The sequence below is a fragment of the Myceligenerans halotolerans genome, assembly GCF_054782975.1.
Genome location: NZ_BAAGRL010000006.1, coordinates 314,108 through 329,780, shown reverse-complemented (window position 1 = coordinate 329,780; position 15,673 = coordinate 314,108). Strand labels below are relative to the sequence as shown.

Below are 15,673 nucleotides of genomic sequence, written 5' to 3'. Positions count from 1 at the left end.
CGCTTTCGAATGCGCAATTCAACTAGATATCCTGCGAGTGGGTTGCGGCTCAGCCGAGGCTCGTCACACGTCCGGGACCGGGTCCAGCACGACGATCGGAGTCTCGACAGGACGGCGCGCCGCGAATCCTTCGATGTCGCCCCAGCCCTCGGTCGCGCCGAGCTTCTGCCAGAGTTCCTCGCGTTCGGTGCCCGAAGCCTCTCGGGCCCGGACCCGTACGACGCCGTCGACGGTCTGCGCCGTCGCATCCGGATTCGCCTGGAGGTTGAGCCACCACAACGGCGGCGTGTCGCCCCACCCGTTCATCGCGAGCGTCACGAGGCGCGTGCCGTCCTGCACGTACGCGAGGATGACCGCGCGCTCCTCGCCCGTCCTGCGTCCCGTGACGAGCAGCCGGAGCATGCCGCCCTTCCCGGGCGCCGCCTTGCGCAGGAGCCTCTTGCCGCCCACCCGATACAGGAAGCGATGGACGCGCCAGAAGGTCCGGATGAACCATCGCGGCGGGAGCCGCAGAGCCTTGCCATCGGTACTCGTCATCTCGACCTCGGGGGTGCTGATCCGCGAGTGGTCTCACGGGTCGTCGGATGCTGCCAGGTCAACAGGCCTCACCCTATTGCCCGACCGAGCGGCGAGGAAGGAAGCGTTCTGCGAACGGTGGCAACAGGTGTCATGGCACTGATCAACGGCCGGGGCTTCTACCCGGCCCTCCCCAGTTGCATCGCGGCCCTGACCTCGGGCGGCACAGCGTCACCATGCCGTGCCGCCACCGCCTGGTCGACGGCCGCGCAGGGCAGCTTCCCGCCCTACGCTTGCGGCATGCCCCGCATCCGGCTCGAGACAAGCGTTCCGACGACCATCGACGAGTGCTTCCGCATGAGCCTGTCGGTGGACGCCCACACCGAGTCGATGTCCGCGTCCGGGGAACGAGCGATCGCGGGGGTGACGCACGGCCTGATGGATCTCGGTGACACCGTGACCTGGCAGGCGCGGCACTTCGGGATCCCGGTCCGGATGACGTCCGGGATCACGGAACTGGACCGGCCGCGCCGCTTCGTCGACGAGCAGCTTGCCGGACCGTTCGCCCGGTGGCGCCACGAACACCTTTTCACTCAGGTGGATGCCGGCACCCACATGGTCGACGTCATCGACTTCCGTGCGCCCCTGGGACCTCTCGGCGTCCTCGTCGATCGGCTGGTCCTCACGCGGTACATGGCTCACCTGATCCGCGAGCGGAACAGCTGGCTCGTCGCGACCGCGGCCGCCTCATAGGACGGACCCGAGGCGGCCGCTGATCGTGATGCGCAACGGGCACGTTGCCCGTCAGGCGCTCACTCCTCGTCGTTGCCCAGCTCCGGCCCCGCCACGAAGCGCACCTCAGCCGAGGCCGCCCCGTGCAGCTCCAGCACGACGAGCTCGTTGTGCTCGCGCATGACCGGTCCCGGCACGTACATCGTCCGGGTCGGGCCGTGGCTCCAGTAGCGGCCGAGCGGCCAGCCGTTCACCCAGGCCAGGCCCTTGGTCCAGCCGTCTAGCCGCAGGAAGTGGTCCGCTCCCGGCTCGCTCGTGAACTCGCCCCGGCACAGCACGGGCCCGGCCACCGGCCCCGCGGAGCCGCCCGATGTCTCCGCCCCGGCGAGCGCCTCACCCACCGCGGAACCCAGCAACCCGTCCTCGCCCTCCAGCCCCAGCGGCGTCACGCTCCAGTCCGTGATCTCCCGCGTCGCCGTGCGCGCCGGGCCGATCAGCCCCTTCGCCTCGCCGATGCGGGGCCCGTAGTTGACGCGCCCCTGATCCTCGACGAGCAGGGTCAGCTCCCCGTCCACCGCAGGCAGTGGCAGCGTGCGTTCCCCGAGCGTCCGGCTCAGCGTGCCGACGGGCGCCCCGTCGACGAACGCGATCGCCCGGTCGCGGACCTCGCCGAAGGTGATCGCGCCGTCGTCGGCCCGGATGCGGGTCGCGTAGACGCTGAGTCCGGACCAGTGTCCGACGTCGTCGTGCGTGGGGAGGCCGTCGTGCCGCTCGGCGCGCCCCAGGACCCCCGCGACCTGGGCCAGCGGCACCCGCTCCCCCAGCGTCACGGTGAGCACAGGCGCCGGGACCGTCACCGCGGGCACCTCGTCCGGCACCTCGCGGTACCGCCCGATCACCTCGCGCATCGCGAAGAACTTCGGCGTCGTGGCGCCGTGCTCGGCCAGTGGTGCGTCGTAGTCGTACGACGTCGTGATGGGCAGGTACGTGCCCTTGTCGTTCGCGCCGCTGGTCAGCCCGAAGTTGGTCCCGCCGTGGAACATGTACAGGTTCACGGACGCGCCCGCGGCGAGCAGGTCGTCGAGGTCCTGGGCGTTCGTGTCCGGTGCCGCCACGTGGTGGTGCTGTCCCCACGAGTCGAACCAGCCGTTCCAGAACTCCATGGACATCAGCGGTCCGGTCGGCTGGTGGCGGCGCAGCACCTCCAGGCGCTCCGTCGCCCGCGACCCGAACGACGCCATCTTGTGCAGCTCGGGCAGGCCGCCCCGGGACTGGTGGTGGTCGTTCGCCTGGTCGACGGTGAACAGCGGCACGTCGAGGTGTTCGCGCAGCATCCCGACGAGCGCCCGCAGGTACTCCTCGCGGCGCGCGGGCGAGTCGTCGCCGTAGGCGCCGTACTCGTTCTCCACCTGCACCGCCAGCACGGGACCGCCCGCGGTGACCTGCCGCTTCGCGACAATCGGCAGCAGCGCGCCGAAGTACTCGGCGATGGCGGCCAGGAACTCCGGGTCCGCACACCGCACGGCGGCCGCGCCACGACCGCCGTCGTCGGCGAACAGCCAGGCCGGGAGGCCGCCGCCGTCCCACTCCGCGCAGATGTACGGCCCGGGCCGCACGATCGCGTGCAGGCCCTCGGCCGCGACGAGGTCGAGGAACCGCCCCAGGTCGTACCGCCCGATGGTGCGGAACTCCCCGCGCGACGGTGCGTGGAAGTTCCACGGGACGTACGTCTCGATCGCGTTCAGCCCCATGAGCCGTGCCTTGCGGATCCTGTCGGCCCACAGGTCGGGGTGCACCCGGAAGTAGTGCAGCGCCCCGCTGACGAGTTGCACGGGCTCCCCGTCGAGCAGGAAGTCCCGCTCGCCGATCTCGAACGTCCCCATGATTCCCTTCCTCAGCCCGGGCAGCATTTGGCGGCCGCCCGCGTCCCATCCGGTTCAGTAGTCGGCAGGCTGGCAGGCCGGCCGGTCGCCGTGACCGGCCGGCCTGCCCGCTGGATCACTCGGCGACCGTGAAGCCCTGGTCGGTGCCGTACTGCTCGTTCTCCGCCTGCCACGCGGCCAGGCCGTCGGCGAGGGTCGTCTCGCCGAGCCACGCCTGGCCGACGGTGTCGGCGAAGATGCCGTTCGCGTACGACTGCCACGGCAGGTACTGCCAGCCCTCGACGACGTTGTCCGCGCCGCCCGCGAGCACCTCGTTGATCGCCTGGCCGCCGAAGTACTCGGACTCGTACGTGAGGAACTCCTCGGACTCCAGCTGCTTCACGGTGGCGGGGAAGCCGCCGCTTGCCATGAACTCGTCGATCGACTCGTCGCTCGAGTTGAGCCACTTCAGGAAGCCGGCGCCGAGCACCTTGTTGGGCGCGTCGGCGGGCACGGCCTCGGAGGAACCGCCGTTCTCGGCGTTGACCGGGGTGCCGTCGTAGGTCAGCATCGGGGCGATCCGCCAGTCACCGGCGCCGTCGGGCACGCTGCCCTCGAGGATGCCCGGCCCCCACGCACCGAACGTGATCGACGCGATGGTGCCGTCGTTGAGGGCCGCGAACCACTCGTCGGTCCAGCCGGGGATGTCGCAGAGGATCTCGGCGTCGATGACCTGCTGGTACATGTCGGTCCACCGGGTGGTTCCCTCGTCAGTGAGGTCGATCGTGACCTGCTCGCCGTCGGTGCGGAAGGGCTGCCCGCCGGCCTGCCAGATGAGGCTCGTGGTGAGGCCGGCGTCACCGGTGTCGTTGCCGACGCAGACGTCCGGGTCGGCCTCCTTCAGTGCCTTGCCGGCCTCGATGTACTCGTCCCACGTGGTGGGGACGTCCACGCCGTGCTCGGCGAACAGCGCGTCGTTGTAGAAGAACGCCATGGGGCCGCTGTCCTGCGGCAGGCCCCAGATCCCGTCGTTCTGCGACACCGCGCCCCAGGTCGACGGCGTGTACTGGTCCTCGAGCTCGCCGAACCCGTACTCCGTCAGGTCCGTCAGCTGCCCAGGCAGCTGGAACTGCAGCAGGGACTGGTACTCGATCTGCACCACGTCCGGGACACCGTCCCCGGCGGCGATGGCGTTCTGCAACGCCTGGTTGGAGTCGGCCGCGCCGGACGTGTCGACCAGGTTCACGGTCACGTTCGGGTAGGCGGCCTCGAAGGCCTCGACCTGCGCCTCGGCCTGCGGCGTCCACGTCCAGTAGGTGAGCTCGCCACCTTCCTGGAGCGCGGCCTCGATCTCGTCGGCGGTCGCGCCGCCGTCGCCCCCGCCGCCCTCGGACCCGCCGCCGCAGGCGGCGAGCGTTCCGGCCAGGGCCAGTCCCGCACCGGCGGCGAGCGCCCGGCGCATCGTGTGGTTCTTCATGGTCTTTCTCCGCATCGTTGTCGGTGAGATGTGTCGGTGGTGTGGCGCACTCCCGCAGGGGCGCCGCCGTCAGGCCGTCATTGTTTGACAGATCCCGCGCTCAGCCCGGACTGCCAGTACCGCTGCAGCACGAGGAAGACGATGACGATCGGCACGATCGTCAGGAACGCTCCCGTGATGACCAGGTGGAACACGGGCGCGGCCCCGACCCCGGACGCATCCGCGAGCCATCGGTACAGGCCGAGCGTGAGGGGGAAGAGGTTGGGGTCGTTGAGCATGATCAGCGGCAGGAAGTAGTTGTTCCACGTCGCGACGATCGCGAACAGCGCCACCGTGACGATCCCCGGGACCAGGAGGCGCAGCGAGATCGTGAAGAAGGTGCGCAGCTCGCTCGCGCCGTCGACCCGGGCCGCCTCGAGCAGCTCGGTGGGGACGGCCTCGGCGGCGAACACCCACATGAGGTACAGCCCGAACGGGGAGACCAGGGAGGGCAGGATGATCGCCCACATCGTGTTGGTCAGACCGAGCTGGCTGAACAGCAGGAACGTCGGGACCGCCAGGGCCGTGCCCGGAACGGCGATCGCGCCCAGGACCACGGCGAACACCGCGTTGCGGCCGCGGAACCGGTACTTCGCGAGGCCGTAGCCGCCCGCCGTGGCGAGCAGCGTGGCACCGCCGGCGCCCACCACGACGTAGACCAGGGTGTTGAGGAACCAGCGGGAGAAGACCCCGCCGTCGTAGGTGAACACCTGGGCCAGGTTGTCGAACAGCGCGAAGCCGTCGCCGAACCACAGGCCGAACGAGCTGAGCAGGTCCGGCTGGGACTTGGTGACGCTGAACAGCATCCAGGTCAGCGGCAGCACCGAGTAGATCAGCAGGAAGCCCAGCAGCACGGTGAGCGTGATCGACCTGCGGGGGCGGGAGTAGGAGTAGCCCGTCGAACGGCGTGGGCGGGACGACGATCCCGAAATGGTGAGAGCCATCAGCTGTCCCTCCGCATCCCGCGCAGCTGCACGAGGTAGGCGATGCCCGCCGTGATGACGCCCATGACGATCGCGACCGTGGCCGCGTAGCTCACCTGGTTGCCCTGGAAGCTCAGCGTGTAGGCGTAGATGTTGGGCGTGTACGACGTCGAGATCAGGTTCGGCACGAGCCCCTTGAGGATCTGCGGCTCGTTGAACAGCTGGAAGCTCCCGATGATCGAGAACACCGTCGCGATGACGAGCGCACCGCGGATCGCGGGGAGCTTGATGTACCGGACGATCCGGAACTGGCCCGCGCCGTCGATGGCCGCCGCCTCGTAGGTCTCGGAGGGCACCGTCTTCAGCGCGGAGTACAGGATCAGCATGTTGTACCCGACGAATTCCCAGGTCACGATGTTTCCGATGGACACCAGGAGCCACTCCCTGGTGTACGGCACGAGCAGTTCGAAGCCCGCCAGGTCGTTCAGCGAACCGGTGAGGCCCACGCGATCGGAGTACATGAAGCCCCACATCATGGCGGCCACGACGCCGGGCACCGCGTACGGCAGGAAGAGCCCGATACGGAAGAACCTGCGCCCGTGCAGGCGGCCGGAGTCGATCGCGAGCGCCGCCACGAGGGCGATCGCCAGCATGATCGGCACCTGGACCGCGAGGAACAGCATCACGCGGAGCGCGCCGTCCCAGAACTTCGGGTCCACGAACACGGCCGCGTAGTTGTCGAGGCCGACGAACTGCGTGCCGCCCACGAGCTGGTTGCGGAACAGGCTGAGATACAGGGAGTAGACCAGCGGCGCGACGAAGACCAGCGCGAACGCGATCAGGAACGGCATCACGAAGCCTGCCCCCGCGCGGGACACGCGGGCCGTGAGCCGGTCCGCACTGCGCGGCCGAGCCAGCGGCTCTGTGGCCGACGGCCGTGTGGATGGTGGTGCTGCGGACATCCTCGTCCTCTCGCCTCGGTTGTCGGGCACCGCGATTGTTACCCAAGGAATACTGTTAACGCAAACATTTCTGGTGTCAATTCAGCCACGAACCGGCCGCGGCCCAGTATGGTCAAGGCATGAACGCGTCCCGTGGCAGCTCAGGGGCCCGCCGACGGCGGCCGGCACCCCCAGGTCCGTCGATGACCGACGTGGCCGCCCTCGCCGGGGTCTCCGCCCAGACGGTCTCCCGCGTCGCGCGGGACGAGCCGACCGTACGACGGGAGACCGCGTCACGCGTGCGGGCCGCGATGGAGCAGCTCGGGTACACCCCCAACCGCGCGGCGCGGGCGTTGCGGTACGGGCACTACGGGACGGTCGGGATGATCGCGCACCGGCTGGCACGCACCGGCGAGTCGCGCACGGTCGAGGCGGTCGTGGAAGCCGCGCAGGCCGAGGGGTACACGGTGACGCTGGTCGACGTCGCCTCCCCCGCGCCCGACGCCCTCTCCGCGGCCGTCGCACGCCTGTCGCACCAGGACATCGACGGGCTGATCATCGTCCGCGCGGAGACCGTGACGCCGGACACCCTGGTGCTGCCGCCGCACCTGCCGGTCGTCGTGTCCGACTCGCGTTTCGTCGGCCACCATCCCGCCGTCGCCGCCGATCAGGCCGGAGGCGCGCGGGCCGCCGTCGGGCACCTGCTGCGGCTCGGGCACCGCACCGTGCACCACCTGGCCGGGCCGGCGGACTCGACGCCGGCCCGGCAGCGGGAGGAGTCGTGGCGGGAGGTGCTCACGGAGGCCGGCGCGACCGCGCCGGCCCCCGTCCGGGGGGACTGGAGTGCGGCCTCCGGGTACGACGCCGGCGTCCGGCTGGCCGCCGACCCCGAGGTGACAGCCGTGTTCGCCGCCAACGACCAGATGGCTGCCGGGCTGGTCCGGGCCCTGCACGAGGCAGGGCGCGCCGTGCCCGGCGACGTCTCCGTCGTGGGTTTCGACGGGATCGAACTGGCCGCCCAGCTCTGGCCGCCGCTGACCACGGTGGAACAGGACTTCGGGGAGATCGGGCGGCTGCTGGTGGACCTGCTGCTCCGTCAGGTCCGCGACCAGGAGGACCTGACGGGAACCCACCTGGTGGTCCCGGTCTGCCTGGTCGAACGCCAGTCGACGGCCCCGCCCCGTCAGGCGTAGGTGCTGCGGCGCTTGCTGATCACGTCCAGGGCCACCGCCAGGAGCAGGACCAGGCCCTTGATGGTCTGCTGCCAGGCGGAGTCGACCGCCAGGATCGACAGGCCCATGTTGAGCACGCCCATGATGAGCGCGCCGACCATGGCGCCGGAGATCCTGCCGACACCGCCGCGCACGGCGCAGCCGCCGATGAAGCAGGCGGCGATCGCGTCGAGCTCGTAGAGCTGACCGGCCGAGGCCACGCCGGCGCCGGCCCGCGACGTGGTCACGATGGCGGCCACGGCCGCGAGCAGGCCCATGTTGACGAAGATCATGTAGTCGGTGAGACGCGTCCGGACACCCGAGAGCTGGGCCGCGTGCCGGTTGCCGCCGACGGCGTAGATGTGCCGCCCGAACACGGTCCGGTTCAGCACGAACGTGAAGATCATGATGAGGCCGCCCACGATGAGCAGCACGATCGGGGTGGCCCGCAGGGCGAGCCAGTAGGCCACGACGCCGATGAGCGCGACGACCACGATGTTCTTCACGAGGAAGATCCCCATCGGCTCGACCGCGAGGTCGTGCTTGATCAGGCCCCGGCGGGCACGCCACTGGGAGAACACGAAGGCGGCCATACCGATCACGCCGATCAGCAGCGTCACGCCGTCCAGGGCGCCGAGGAACCCGAGCCATGGCGGCAGTTCGCCGCCGGCGATCGCGTTGAAGGCGTCGGGCAGGCCGGCCCGGGTCTCGCTGACCAGCACGATCGCGAGCCCGCGGAAGATGAGCATGCCCGCCAGCGTCACGATGAACGCCGGGATGCCCACGTAGGCGACCCAGAAGCCCTGCCAGGCACCCACCACGAGCCCCAGGACCAGGGCGAGCGCCACGGCGGCCGGCCACGACCAGCCCCAGTCGGCCATCGTGATGGCCGCCGCGCCGCCGATGAACGCGACCACGGACCCGACCGACAGGTCGATGTGGCCCGCGACGATCACCATCACCATCCCGATCGCGAGGATCATGACGTAGGCGTTCTGCTGGATGAGACTCACGACGTTGTTGGGGTCCAGCAGCCTCCCCCCGGTGAGCACCTGGAACAGGGCGACGATCGCGAGCAGGGCGATGACGATGCCGTACTGCCGGGAATTGCGACCCAGGTATTCCGTGATCTCGTTCATCGGGTCTTCTCCATGGTCATGTAGCGCATAAGTGTTTCCTGTGTCGCCCGCTCGCGCGGGACCTCGCCGGTGATCCGGCCCTGCGACATCGCGTAGACACGGTCGCAGACGCCGATCAGCTCGGGCAGCTCGGAGGAGATCACGATCACCGCCTTGCCCGCCTCGGCGAGCTGGTTGACGAGGGTGTAGATCTCGTACTTGGCGCCGACGTCGATGCCTCGCGTCGGCTCGTCGAGGATGAGCACGTCGGGGTCGCTGAAGACCCACTTGGACAGCACGACCTTCTGCTGGTTGCCGCCCGAGAGCTGGCCCACCGTCGACTCGACGGTCGGGGCCTTGATGCCGAAGTCGCGGCGGTACCGCTCGGCGACGGCCGCCTCCTGCTCCCCGCGGATCACGCCCATCCAGTCCATGAGCTTGCCCAGGGCGGAGGAGGAGATGTTCTCCCGGATCGTCTGGATGAGGTTGAGCCCCAGGCTCTTGCGGTCCTCGGTGGTGTACGCCAGGCCGTGCCGGATCGCGTCGGACACGGACCGGATCCGGATCTCCCGGCCGTCCTTGTAGACCCGCCCGGAGATGCCGGTCCCCCACGCGCGGCCGAACAGGGACATCGCCAGCTCCGTGCGGCCGGCGCCCATGAGCCCGGCCAGGCCGACGACCTCACCGGCCCGGACGTTCAGGTTCGCGTGATCCACGACGACGCGTTCGGTATCCGCCGGGTGGTGCACGGTCCAGTCCTCGATCCGCAGCACCTCGTCGCCGATCGTCGCGGCCCGGTGGGGGAACCGGTGCTCCAGCGAGCGCCCGACCATGCCCCGGATGATCCGGTCCTCGTCGACGGACTCGGCGCCGTGCAGGTCGAGGGTCTCGATGGTCCGGCCGTCCCGGATCACGGTGACCCGGTCGGCGACCGCGGTGATCTCGCCGAGCTTGTGGCTGATGATGATGCAGGTCATCCCCTGGTCGCGGAACTCGCGCAGGAGGCCCAGCAGGTGCTCGGAGTCGTCGTCGTTCAGCGCGGCGGTGGGCTCGTCGAGGATGAGCACGTCCACCTTCTTGGACAGCGCCTTCGCGATCTCCACGAGCTGCTGCTTGCCGACGCCGATCTCCGCCGGCGTGATCTCCGGGTTCTCGCGCAGGCCCACGCGGGCGAGCAGGTCCGCGGCCGCGCGGTGCGTGCGGTTCCAGTCCAGCACCCCGGCGCCGGCCTTCTCGTTCCCGAGGAAGATGTTCTCGGCGATCGAGACCTGCGGGATGAGCGCGAGCTCCTGGTGAATGATGACGATCCCGCGATCCTCGCTGTCCCGGATCCCGCGGAAGGCCACCGGCTCGCCGTCGAACACGATCTCGCCGTCGTACGAGCCGTGCGGGTAGACGCCGGACAGCACCTTCATCAGCGTCGACTTGCCGGCTCCGTTCTCGCCGCAGATCGCATGGATCTCACCGCGCCGCACCTGCAGGTTCACATCCTGCAGTGCTTTCACGCCGGGGAACCCCTTGGTGATCCCCAACATCTCGAGGACAACGTCCTCGGAAGTAACTGTCATCGAAGTCTCCTGTACCCCATGGGCAGATCCAGGCCGTATACCTTGCCGACACGGAATCGCCCGGCTGCGCCGGCGGACGGTCCTTACCGTCCGCCGGCGCGGCCAGGCCCCGAGTCAGAGCCCCAGGTCGGACGCTTCGTAGAAGCCGGACCCCACGAGCACGTCCTCGACCTCGTCCTTCGTCACGACCTGCGGCTCGAGCAGGTAGGACGGCACGACCTTGACGCCGTTGTCGTACGTCTCGGTGTCGTTGACCTCGACCTCCTCGCCCGCGACGATCTGGTCGATCATCGTGGCCACCTGGTCACCCAGCGCGCGGGTGTCCTTCCAGACCGTCATGGCCTGCTTGTCGTCGAGCATGTTCTTGACGTTGGCCTCGTCGGCGTCCTGGCCGGAGATGATCGGCCAGTCCTCACCGGTCTCGTAGCCGGCGCCCTCGAGCGCCTGCGCGATGCCGAGCGCGAGCGAGTCGTTCGGGGAGAGCACGACGTCGACCCGCTCGTTGCCCTCGTAGAACGAGTTGAGGCGGTTCTCCATCTCGGCCTGGGCCCGGGTCGACTCCCAGCCCTGGATGCCGATGCCGGTCCACTCGTCGACGGTCGCGGGTGCCTTGCCCGACGGGACCTCGAGCACGCCGTCCTCGACGTACGGCGAGAGCACGTCCCAGGCGCCCTTGAAGAAGAACCGGGCGTTGTTGTCGTCCGGCGAGCCGGCGAAGGGCTCGAGCGTGAACGGCCCTTCCTCGCCGTCCTCGAGGCCGAGCTGCTCCACGATGAACTCGCCCTGGAGCGTGCCCACGAGCTCGTTGTCGAACGTGGCGTAGTAGTCGACGTTCTCCGACTCGTTGATCAGGCGGTCGTACGCGATGACGGTGACGTCGTTGTCGGCGGCGTCCTGCAGCACCGGGGCGAGCGCTGTGCCGTCGATCGACGCGATGACCAGGATGTCGGCGCCTTCGTTGATCATGTTCTGCAGCTGCGTGATCTGTTCGTCGACCTGGTTGTCGGCGTACTGGAGGCTGGTCTCGTAGCCGGCCTCGTCGAGCAGTTCCACGAGGTGTGCCCCGTCGTTGTTCCATCGCTCCAGCGAGCGGGTCGGCATCGCGATGCCGACCATCGTGTCCTCCGGGCCGCCGCCCGAGGTCTCTTCCTCCCCACCGGCGCGCTCGGCGCTGCACGCACCCAGGGCCCCGACGGTGAGCGTGGTGGCGGCCAGGGCCGCGGTGATGCGTCCGAAACGGCGCAGTGACATCGTCGTCTCTCTTTCCTCGTCGAAATGAGTCGTGCGGGACGCTAGCACGATGCGTTCGGCGATCAACCCCAGGATGCCCGATCGTGACCTTTTTGTGTTCGAGTCTCTAACACAAGGTCCCTCCTGGGACCGCCCATCCGGGTTAGAGTCCCAGCGTGCAGAGGAGCCGAACGCCCGGCTCGGCGACCTCCATGCGGGAGGCGAACCGGGCCCGCATCGTTGACGCGGTGAAGCGGTACGGCGGGCTGACCCAGGTCGAGCTCGCGGCCGCCACCGGCGTCTCGACGGCGACCGTGTCCACGATCGTGCGCGAGCTCCTCGCCGCCGGCGTCGTCGAGACGCACTCCACGTCCCGTTCGGGCCGCCGCGCGACCCGCGTGACGATGGCCCGCCAGCTCGGCCTCGTGGCCGGGGTCCAGGTAGGACCGCGCGCCCTGCGCGTCGCGCTGAGCGACCTCGCGCTCGACGTCGTCGCCGACCAGTTCCTGCCCCTGCCGCTCGACCACCGCGTCGACACCACCCTGGACCGGGCCGCGCTGCTCGTCATGGACCTGCTCGACCAGGTGGGCGCCGATGTCGAGGAGCTGCTCGCGCTCGGCCTCGCCCTCCCCGCCCCGGTCGACGCCGGCACCGGCGAGCTCACCGTCCGCGGCGCCATGCGCGGCTGGGAGGACACCGAGCTCGCGCGGGTGCTGTCCCGCCGGATCTCGCGCCCCGTGCACGCCGACAAGGACGCGAACCTCGGCGCGATCGCCGAGCACGACCTCGGCGCGGCGCGCGGCCTGCACGACGTCGTCTACGTCCGCATCGGCCACATCACCACCACCGGGCTCGTCCTCGACGGCCGCGTCCACCGCGGCCGCGCCGGGACCGCCGGCGAGATCGGTCACGTGCAGGTCGACCCCGCCGGCCCCGTCTGCCGGTGCGGGAACCGCGGCTGTCTCGACACCGTCGTCAGCGCCCCGGCCCTGCTCGGCCTGCTCCGCGCCAGCCACGGCGACCTCACCGTGAGCGACCTCCTCACGCACGCCGCCGACGGCGACCCGGGCTGCCGCCGTGTCCTGGCCGACGCCGGCCGCGCCGTCGGTCAGGTGGTCGGCGACCTGGTCACGGCGCTGGGCCCGGAGTCCGTCGTCGTCGGCGGCGAGCTGGCCGCGGCCGGTGGCGTCGTCCTCGACCCGCTGCGCGAGGCCGTCGCCGCCCGGGCCGTCCCCTCCACCCGGGGCGCGGTTCCGGTGATCGGTGGTGAGCTGGGTGACCGAGCCGACATACTGGGCGCGCTCGCCCTGGCGCGCCGCAAGACCCAGATCGAACTGGCCTGAAGGAGGCACGACGACGTGACCCGCCCCCAGCCCGTGCTCTCCGTACGCGGCGTCCACCGTTCCTTCGGACCCGTGCGGGCGCTCGACGGCGTCGACCTGGACGTGCACGCCCACGAGGTGGTCGCCCTCGTCGGCGACAACGCGGCCGGCAAGTCGACGCTCGCCAAGGTCATCGCGGGCGTCCTCGTGCCCGAGGCGGGGACCGTCACCGTGGACGGCAACCCGGTGCCGCCCGGCTCGCCGGCGTCGGCCCGCGCGCTCGGCGTGGCGACCGTCTTCCAGGACCTCGCGCTCGCCGAGAACCTCGACGTGGTGCAGAACCTGTTCCTGGGCCAGGAGATCTCCGGCAGGGCCGGGCTCGGTCTCGACGAGGCCGCGATGGAGAACCGCGCACGCGAGATCCTCGAGTCGCTCACGTCGCGCATCCCGTCGGTGCGCACGCCCCTGTCAGCGCTCTCGGCGGGGCAGCGGCAGACCGTGGCGATCGCGCGCACCCAGCTCGGCTCCCCGAAGGTGGTCGTGCTCGACGAGCCGACCGCGTCCCTGTCCGTGGCCCAGACGGCCGAGGTCCTCACCCATGTCCAGTCCCTGCGGGACCTCGGTCACGGCGTGATCCTCATCAGCCACAGCCTGTCGGACGTGCTCGCCGTCGCCGACCGCGTCGAGGTGCTGCGGCACGGGCACAACAACGGCTCGTTCACGGCGGCCGAGGCCAGCCACGAGGCCGTCGTCGCGGCGATCACCGGTGCGACCCGGATCCCGCGAAGGACTACCCCGTCGTCTCGTCCTTGACCTCGACGGCCCCCAGCACGCGCCGCAGGTAGGTGTACGTCAGGTCGCCGGCCGCCCGGTCGAACTGCTCCTCGTAGCCGTGCTTCGTGTAAAGCGACAGGTTCTGCTTCGAGTCCTTGCCCGTGAACACCCAGATCTCGGTGATCTCCGGCGGCAGGTACGGCGCAACGGCCACGAGCATCTGCGTGCCGATCCCCCGGCCCTGCTTGTCGGGCGCGACGGCGAGCCGGCCGAGCGTCGCCTTCTGCCCCTCCAGCTCCACGCGGATCGAGCCGATCAGCCGGCTGCCCTCCCACGCACCGACGGTCACGATGTCGTCGCGGGCCATGTCCTCACGCAGTTCGTGCAGCGTCTGGGTGAGCGGGGGGATGTGCGGGTCGTCGTAGAGCTGCGCCTCCGTGACGAACGCCGCTCGGCGGAGGGTGAGAAGCTCGCCCGCGTGGTCGTCGTCGACCAGGGCGATCGTCGTAGGTGCGTCGCTCATGGGGCCATGGTCGCATACGCTTCCGGGGTGACCGCACAGACCGAACCCACCCACTGGATCCTCGCGCTCTCCTGCCCCGACGGCCCCGGAATCGTGCACGCCGTCGCCGGCATGCTCGCCGAGCACGGCGGGAACATCACGGAGTCGCAACAGTTCGGGGACCCGTACTCGGGACGGTTCTTCATGCGGGTGCAGGTCGAGTCCGCCGCGTCGCGCGAGGACCTGACCTCGGCGGTCACCGAGCTGGCCGCGCGGTTCGACATGACGTGGAACCTGGACGCGGCAGGGCGGCCGATGCGCACCCTCGTGCTGGTGTCGAAGGCCGCGCACTGCCTGGTCGACCTCCTGTACCGGGAGCGGTCGCAGCACCTGCCGGTCGACGTGGTCGGCGTGGTCGGCAACCACCGCGACCTGGAGGACATCGCCGAGTTCTACGGCAAGCCGTTCCACCACGTCCCCGTCACGAAGGACACCAAGGCGGAGTCGGAGGCGGCGCTGCGGAAGCTCATCGCCGAGACCGACGCGGAGCTGGTCGTCCTGGCCCGGTACATGCAGATCCTGTCGGACGAGATGTGCCGCGACCACGCCGGGCGGATCATCAACATCCACCACTCGTTCCTGCCGTCGTTCAAGGGCGCGGGCCCGTACCGGCAGGCGCACGACCGCGGCGTCAAGATCATCGGTGCCACCAGCCACTACGTCACGGGCGACCTCGACGAGGGGCCCATCATCGAGCAGGACGTGGAGCGGGTGGACCACACGCACACCATCGACGACCTCGTGCGCATCGGCGAGGACACGGAGCGCCGTACCCTCGCCCGCGCGGTCCGCTGGCACGCGGAGCACCGGGTCCTCCTGGACGGCCACCGCACGGTGGTCTTCCGCTGACCGGCGGCAGGCGGACGCCGTCGAGCACGACGGCGTCCGCTGCTGGCGTCACTCGCAGGTGTAGTCCACGCCGTTGACCTCGTACACGCCGGGGCCGGAGACAGCGCAGAACTCCTCCAGGCTCTGCACCGCCGCCGAGCCGGCGTTGACCGCCAGGACGATCGCGATGATCGCGAAGATGACCCCCAGGACCATGAACACGATGCTGAGGATGATGCCCCACTTCGCGAAGGCGTTGTCGAAGCCGGCTGCCTTGGACTTGTTCCGCGCGATGATCGACACGATCAGGCCGGCGAGGGTGAAGACGAAGGCCAGCACGAGACCGACGATGCCGAGCGTCTTGCCGGGGTCCTCCGCTCCGGCCATGGGCTGCTGCCCGTAGGGCTGGGGTGTCGGGGATGCCTGCGGCGGCTGCCCGGCGTCGGAGTGCGTCATGATTTCCTCTCGGTTCCTACAGAAAATGTACGAATACTGCGCGCTGGAGCATGCCACACCCGTACCGCGATGGCTACACCCCACGCGGGTGAATGCGCCGGATGGGTAGTTCTC

15 protein-coding genes are annotated in these 15,673 nt (G+C 70.1%); 5 read left to right on the top strand and 10 right to left on the bottom strand.

Going from position 1 to position 15,673, the window contains the following annotated elements:
• Nucleotides 1–63 precede the first annotated feature (63 nt).
• The gene (locus ACYVK5_RS04705) at nucleotides 64–537 is read right to left on the bottom strand and encodes a nitroreductase/quinone reductase family protein (protein ID WP_460702298.1); all 474 of its coding nucleotides are present in this window, start codon (nucleotides 535–537) and stop codon (nucleotides 64–66) included.
• A gap of 279 nt (nucleotides 538–816) precedes the next feature.
• Here ACYVK5_RS04705 and ACYVK5_RS04700 point away from each other — a divergent pair, with 279 nt between their 5' ends.
• A complete protein-coding gene (locus tag ACYVK5_RS04700; protein ID WP_460702296.1) occupies nucleotides 817–1,269 on the top strand; it encodes an SRPBCC family protein in 453 nt (150 codons plus the stop codon).
• Between the two features lie 59 nt (nucleotides 1,270–1,328).
• Here ACYVK5_RS04700 and ACYVK5_RS04695 read toward each other — a convergent pair whose 3' ends face one another.
• The 4 genes from ACYVK5_RS04695 to ACYVK5_RS04680 form a co-directional block, all read right to left on the bottom strand.
• Nucleotides 1,329–3,131 (bottom strand): glycoside hydrolase family 35 protein, encoded by a 1,803-nt coding sequence (locus ACYVK5_RS04695; RefSeq protein ID WP_460702294.1) that lies wholly within the window; start codon nucleotides 3,129–3,131, stop codon nucleotides 1,329–1,331.
• 115 nt (nucleotides 3,132–3,246) lie between these two features.
• Complete coding sequence (locus ACYVK5_RS04690; protein ID WP_460702292.1) at nucleotides 3,247–4,587, bottom strand: extracellular solute-binding protein; 1,341 nt, start codon at nucleotides 4,585–4,587, stop codon at nucleotides 3,247–3,249.
• A 77-nt stretch (nucleotides 4,588–4,664) separates the two neighbouring features.
• Nucleotides 4,665–5,570 carry a carbohydrate ABC transporter permease gene (locus tag ACYVK5_RS04685; RefSeq protein ID WP_460702290.1) on the bottom strand — a complete coding sequence of 302 codons (906 nt, stop codon included), beginning with the start codon at nucleotides 5,568–5,570 and terminating at the stop codon, nucleotides 4,665–4,667.
• The gene (locus tag ACYVK5_RS04680; RefSeq protein WP_460702288.1) at nucleotides 5,570–6,511 is read right to left on the bottom strand and encodes a carbohydrate ABC transporter permease; all 942 of its coding nucleotides are present in this window, start codon (nucleotides 6,509–6,511) and stop codon (nucleotides 5,570–5,572) included. The genes ACYVK5_RS04685 and ACYVK5_RS04680 overlap by 1 nt, the downstream gene beginning before the upstream one ends.
• Before the next feature lie 182 nt (nucleotides 6,512–6,693).
• Between ACYVK5_RS04680 and ACYVK5_RS04675 the strand changes: the two genes are divergently transcribed.
• Nucleotides 6,694–7,683 (top strand): LacI family DNA-binding transcriptional regulator, encoded by a 990-nt coding sequence (locus ACYVK5_RS04675; RefSeq protein WP_460702286.1) that lies wholly within the window; start codon nucleotides 6,694–6,696, stop codon nucleotides 7,681–7,683.
• Here ACYVK5_RS04675 and mmsB read toward each other — a convergent pair.
• The 3 genes from mmsB to chvE all read right to left on the bottom strand — a co-directional run bounded on the left by mmsB (nucleotide 7,674) and on the right by chvE (nucleotide 11,638).
• Nucleotides 7,674–8,840 (bottom strand): multiple monosaccharide ABC transporter permease, encoded by a 1,167-nt coding sequence (gene mmsB / locus ACYVK5_RS04670; RefSeq protein WP_460702284.1) that lies wholly within the window; start codon nucleotides 8,838–8,840, stop codon nucleotides 7,674–7,676. The genes ACYVK5_RS04675 and mmsB overlap by 10 nt on opposite strands.
• Nucleotides 8,837–10,387, bottom strand: coding sequence for a multiple monosaccharide ABC transporter ATP-binding protein (gene mmsA, locus ACYVK5_RS04665; protein WP_460702282.1), 1,551 nt, complete (start codon nucleotides 10,385–10,387; stop codon nucleotides 8,837–8,839). The genes mmsB and mmsA overlap by 4 nt, the downstream gene beginning before the upstream one ends.
• Nucleotides 10,388–10,501: 114 nt before the next feature.
• On the bottom strand, nucleotides 10,502–11,638 hold the full coding sequence (chvE, locus tag ACYVK5_RS04660) for a multiple monosaccharide ABC transporter substrate-binding protein (protein ID WP_460702280.1): 1,137 nt from the start codon (nucleotides 11,636–11,638) through the stop codon (nucleotides 10,502–10,504).
• Nucleotides 11,639–11,793: 155 nt separating this feature from the next.
• Between chvE and ACYVK5_RS04655 the strand changes: the two genes are divergently transcribed.
• Together ACYVK5_RS04655 and ACYVK5_RS04650 are read left to right on the top strand one after the other, a co-directional pair.
• Complete coding sequence (locus ACYVK5_RS04655; RefSeq protein WP_460702278.1) at nucleotides 11,794–12,960, top strand: ROK family transcriptional regulator; 1,167 nt, start codon at nucleotides 11,794–11,796, stop codon at nucleotides 12,958–12,960.
• A 15-nt stretch (nucleotides 12,961–12,975) separates the two neighbouring features.
• Nucleotides 12,976–13,752: an ATP-binding cassette domain-containing protein gene (locus ACYVK5_RS04650; protein WP_460702276.1), complete on the top strand. Its 777-nt coding sequence runs from the start codon at nucleotides 12,976–12,978 to the stop codon at nucleotides 13,750–13,752.
• Here ACYVK5_RS04650 and ACYVK5_RS04645 read toward each other — a convergent pair.
• Nucleotides 13,730–14,236, bottom strand: coding sequence for a GNAT family N-acetyltransferase (locus ACYVK5_RS04645; protein ID WP_460702274.1), 507 nt, complete (start codon nucleotides 14,234–14,236; stop codon nucleotides 13,730–13,732). The genes ACYVK5_RS04650 and ACYVK5_RS04645 overlap by 23 nt on opposite strands.
• A 6-nt stretch (nucleotides 14,237–14,242) precedes the next feature.
• Between ACYVK5_RS04645 and purU the strand changes: the two genes are divergently transcribed.
• On the top strand, nucleotides 14,243–15,124 hold the full coding sequence (purU, locus tag ACYVK5_RS04640; RefSeq protein WP_460702272.1) for a formyltetrahydrofolate deformylase: 882 nt from the start codon (nucleotides 14,243–14,245) through the stop codon (nucleotides 15,122–15,124).
• 48 nt (nucleotides 15,125–15,172) lie between these two features.
• On the opposite strand, the gene ACYVK5_RS04635 is transcribed toward purU, so the two are convergent.
• Nucleotides 15,173–15,559: a DUF4190 domain-containing protein gene (locus tag ACYVK5_RS04635; RefSeq protein WP_460702270.1), complete on the bottom strand. Its 387-nt coding sequence runs from the start codon at nucleotides 15,557–15,559 to the stop codon at nucleotides 15,173–15,175.
• Between the last annotated feature and the right edge of the window lie 114 nt (nucleotides 15,560–15,673).

Bases quoted from the DNA above. Each gene is read 5' to 3' on its own strand.
- ACYVK5_RS04690 (WP_460702292.1), bottom strand. From the start codon at position 4,587: ATGAAGAACCACACGATGCGCCGGGCGCTCGCCGCCGGTGCGGGACTG.
- ACYVK5_RS04695 (WP_460702294.1), bottom strand. From the start codon at position 3,131: ATGGGGACGTTCGAGATCGGCGAGCGGGACTTCCTGCTCGACGGGGAG.
- mmsB (WP_460702284.1), bottom strand. From the start codon at position 8,840: ATGAACGAGATCACGGAATACCTGGGTCGCAATTCCCGGCAGTACGGC.
- ACYVK5_RS04700 (WP_460702296.1), top strand. From the start codon at position 817: ATGCCCCGCATCCGGCTCGAGACAAGCGTTCCGACGACCATCGACGAG.
- ACYVK5_RS04645 (WP_460702274.1), bottom strand. From the start codon at position 14,236: ATGAGCGACGCACCTACGACGATCGCCCTGGTCGACGACGACCACGCG.
- ACYVK5_RS04675 (WP_460702286.1), top strand. From the start codon at position 6,694: ATGACCGACGTGGCCGCCCTCGCCGGGGTCTCCGCCCAGACGGTCTCC.
- chvE (WP_460702280.1), bottom strand. From the start codon at position 11,638: ATGTCACTGCGCCGTTTCGGACGCATCACCGCGGCCCTGGCCGCCACC.
- ACYVK5_RS04635 (WP_460702270.1), bottom strand. From the start codon at position 15,559: ATGACGCACTCCGACGCCGGGCAGCCGCCGCAGGCATCCCCGACACCC.
- ACYVK5_RS04685 (WP_460702290.1), bottom strand. From the start codon at position 5,570: ATGGCTCTCACCATTTCGGGATCGTCGTCCCGCCCACGCCGTTCGACG.
- ACYVK5_RS04680 (WP_460702288.1), bottom strand. From the start codon at position 6,511: ATGTCCGCAGCACCACCATCCACACGGCCGTCGGCCACAGAGCCGCTG.
- purU (WP_460702272.1), top strand. From the start codon at position 14,243: ATGGTCGCATACGCTTCCGGGGTGACCGCACAGACCGAACCCACCCAC.
- ACYVK5_RS04705 (WP_460702298.1), bottom strand. From the start codon at position 537: ATGACGAGTACCGATGGCAAGGCTCTGCGGCTCCCGCCGCGATGGTTC.
- mmsA (WP_460702282.1), bottom strand. From the start codon at position 10,387: ATGACAGTTACTTCCGAGGACGTTGTCCTCGAGATGTTGGGGATCACC.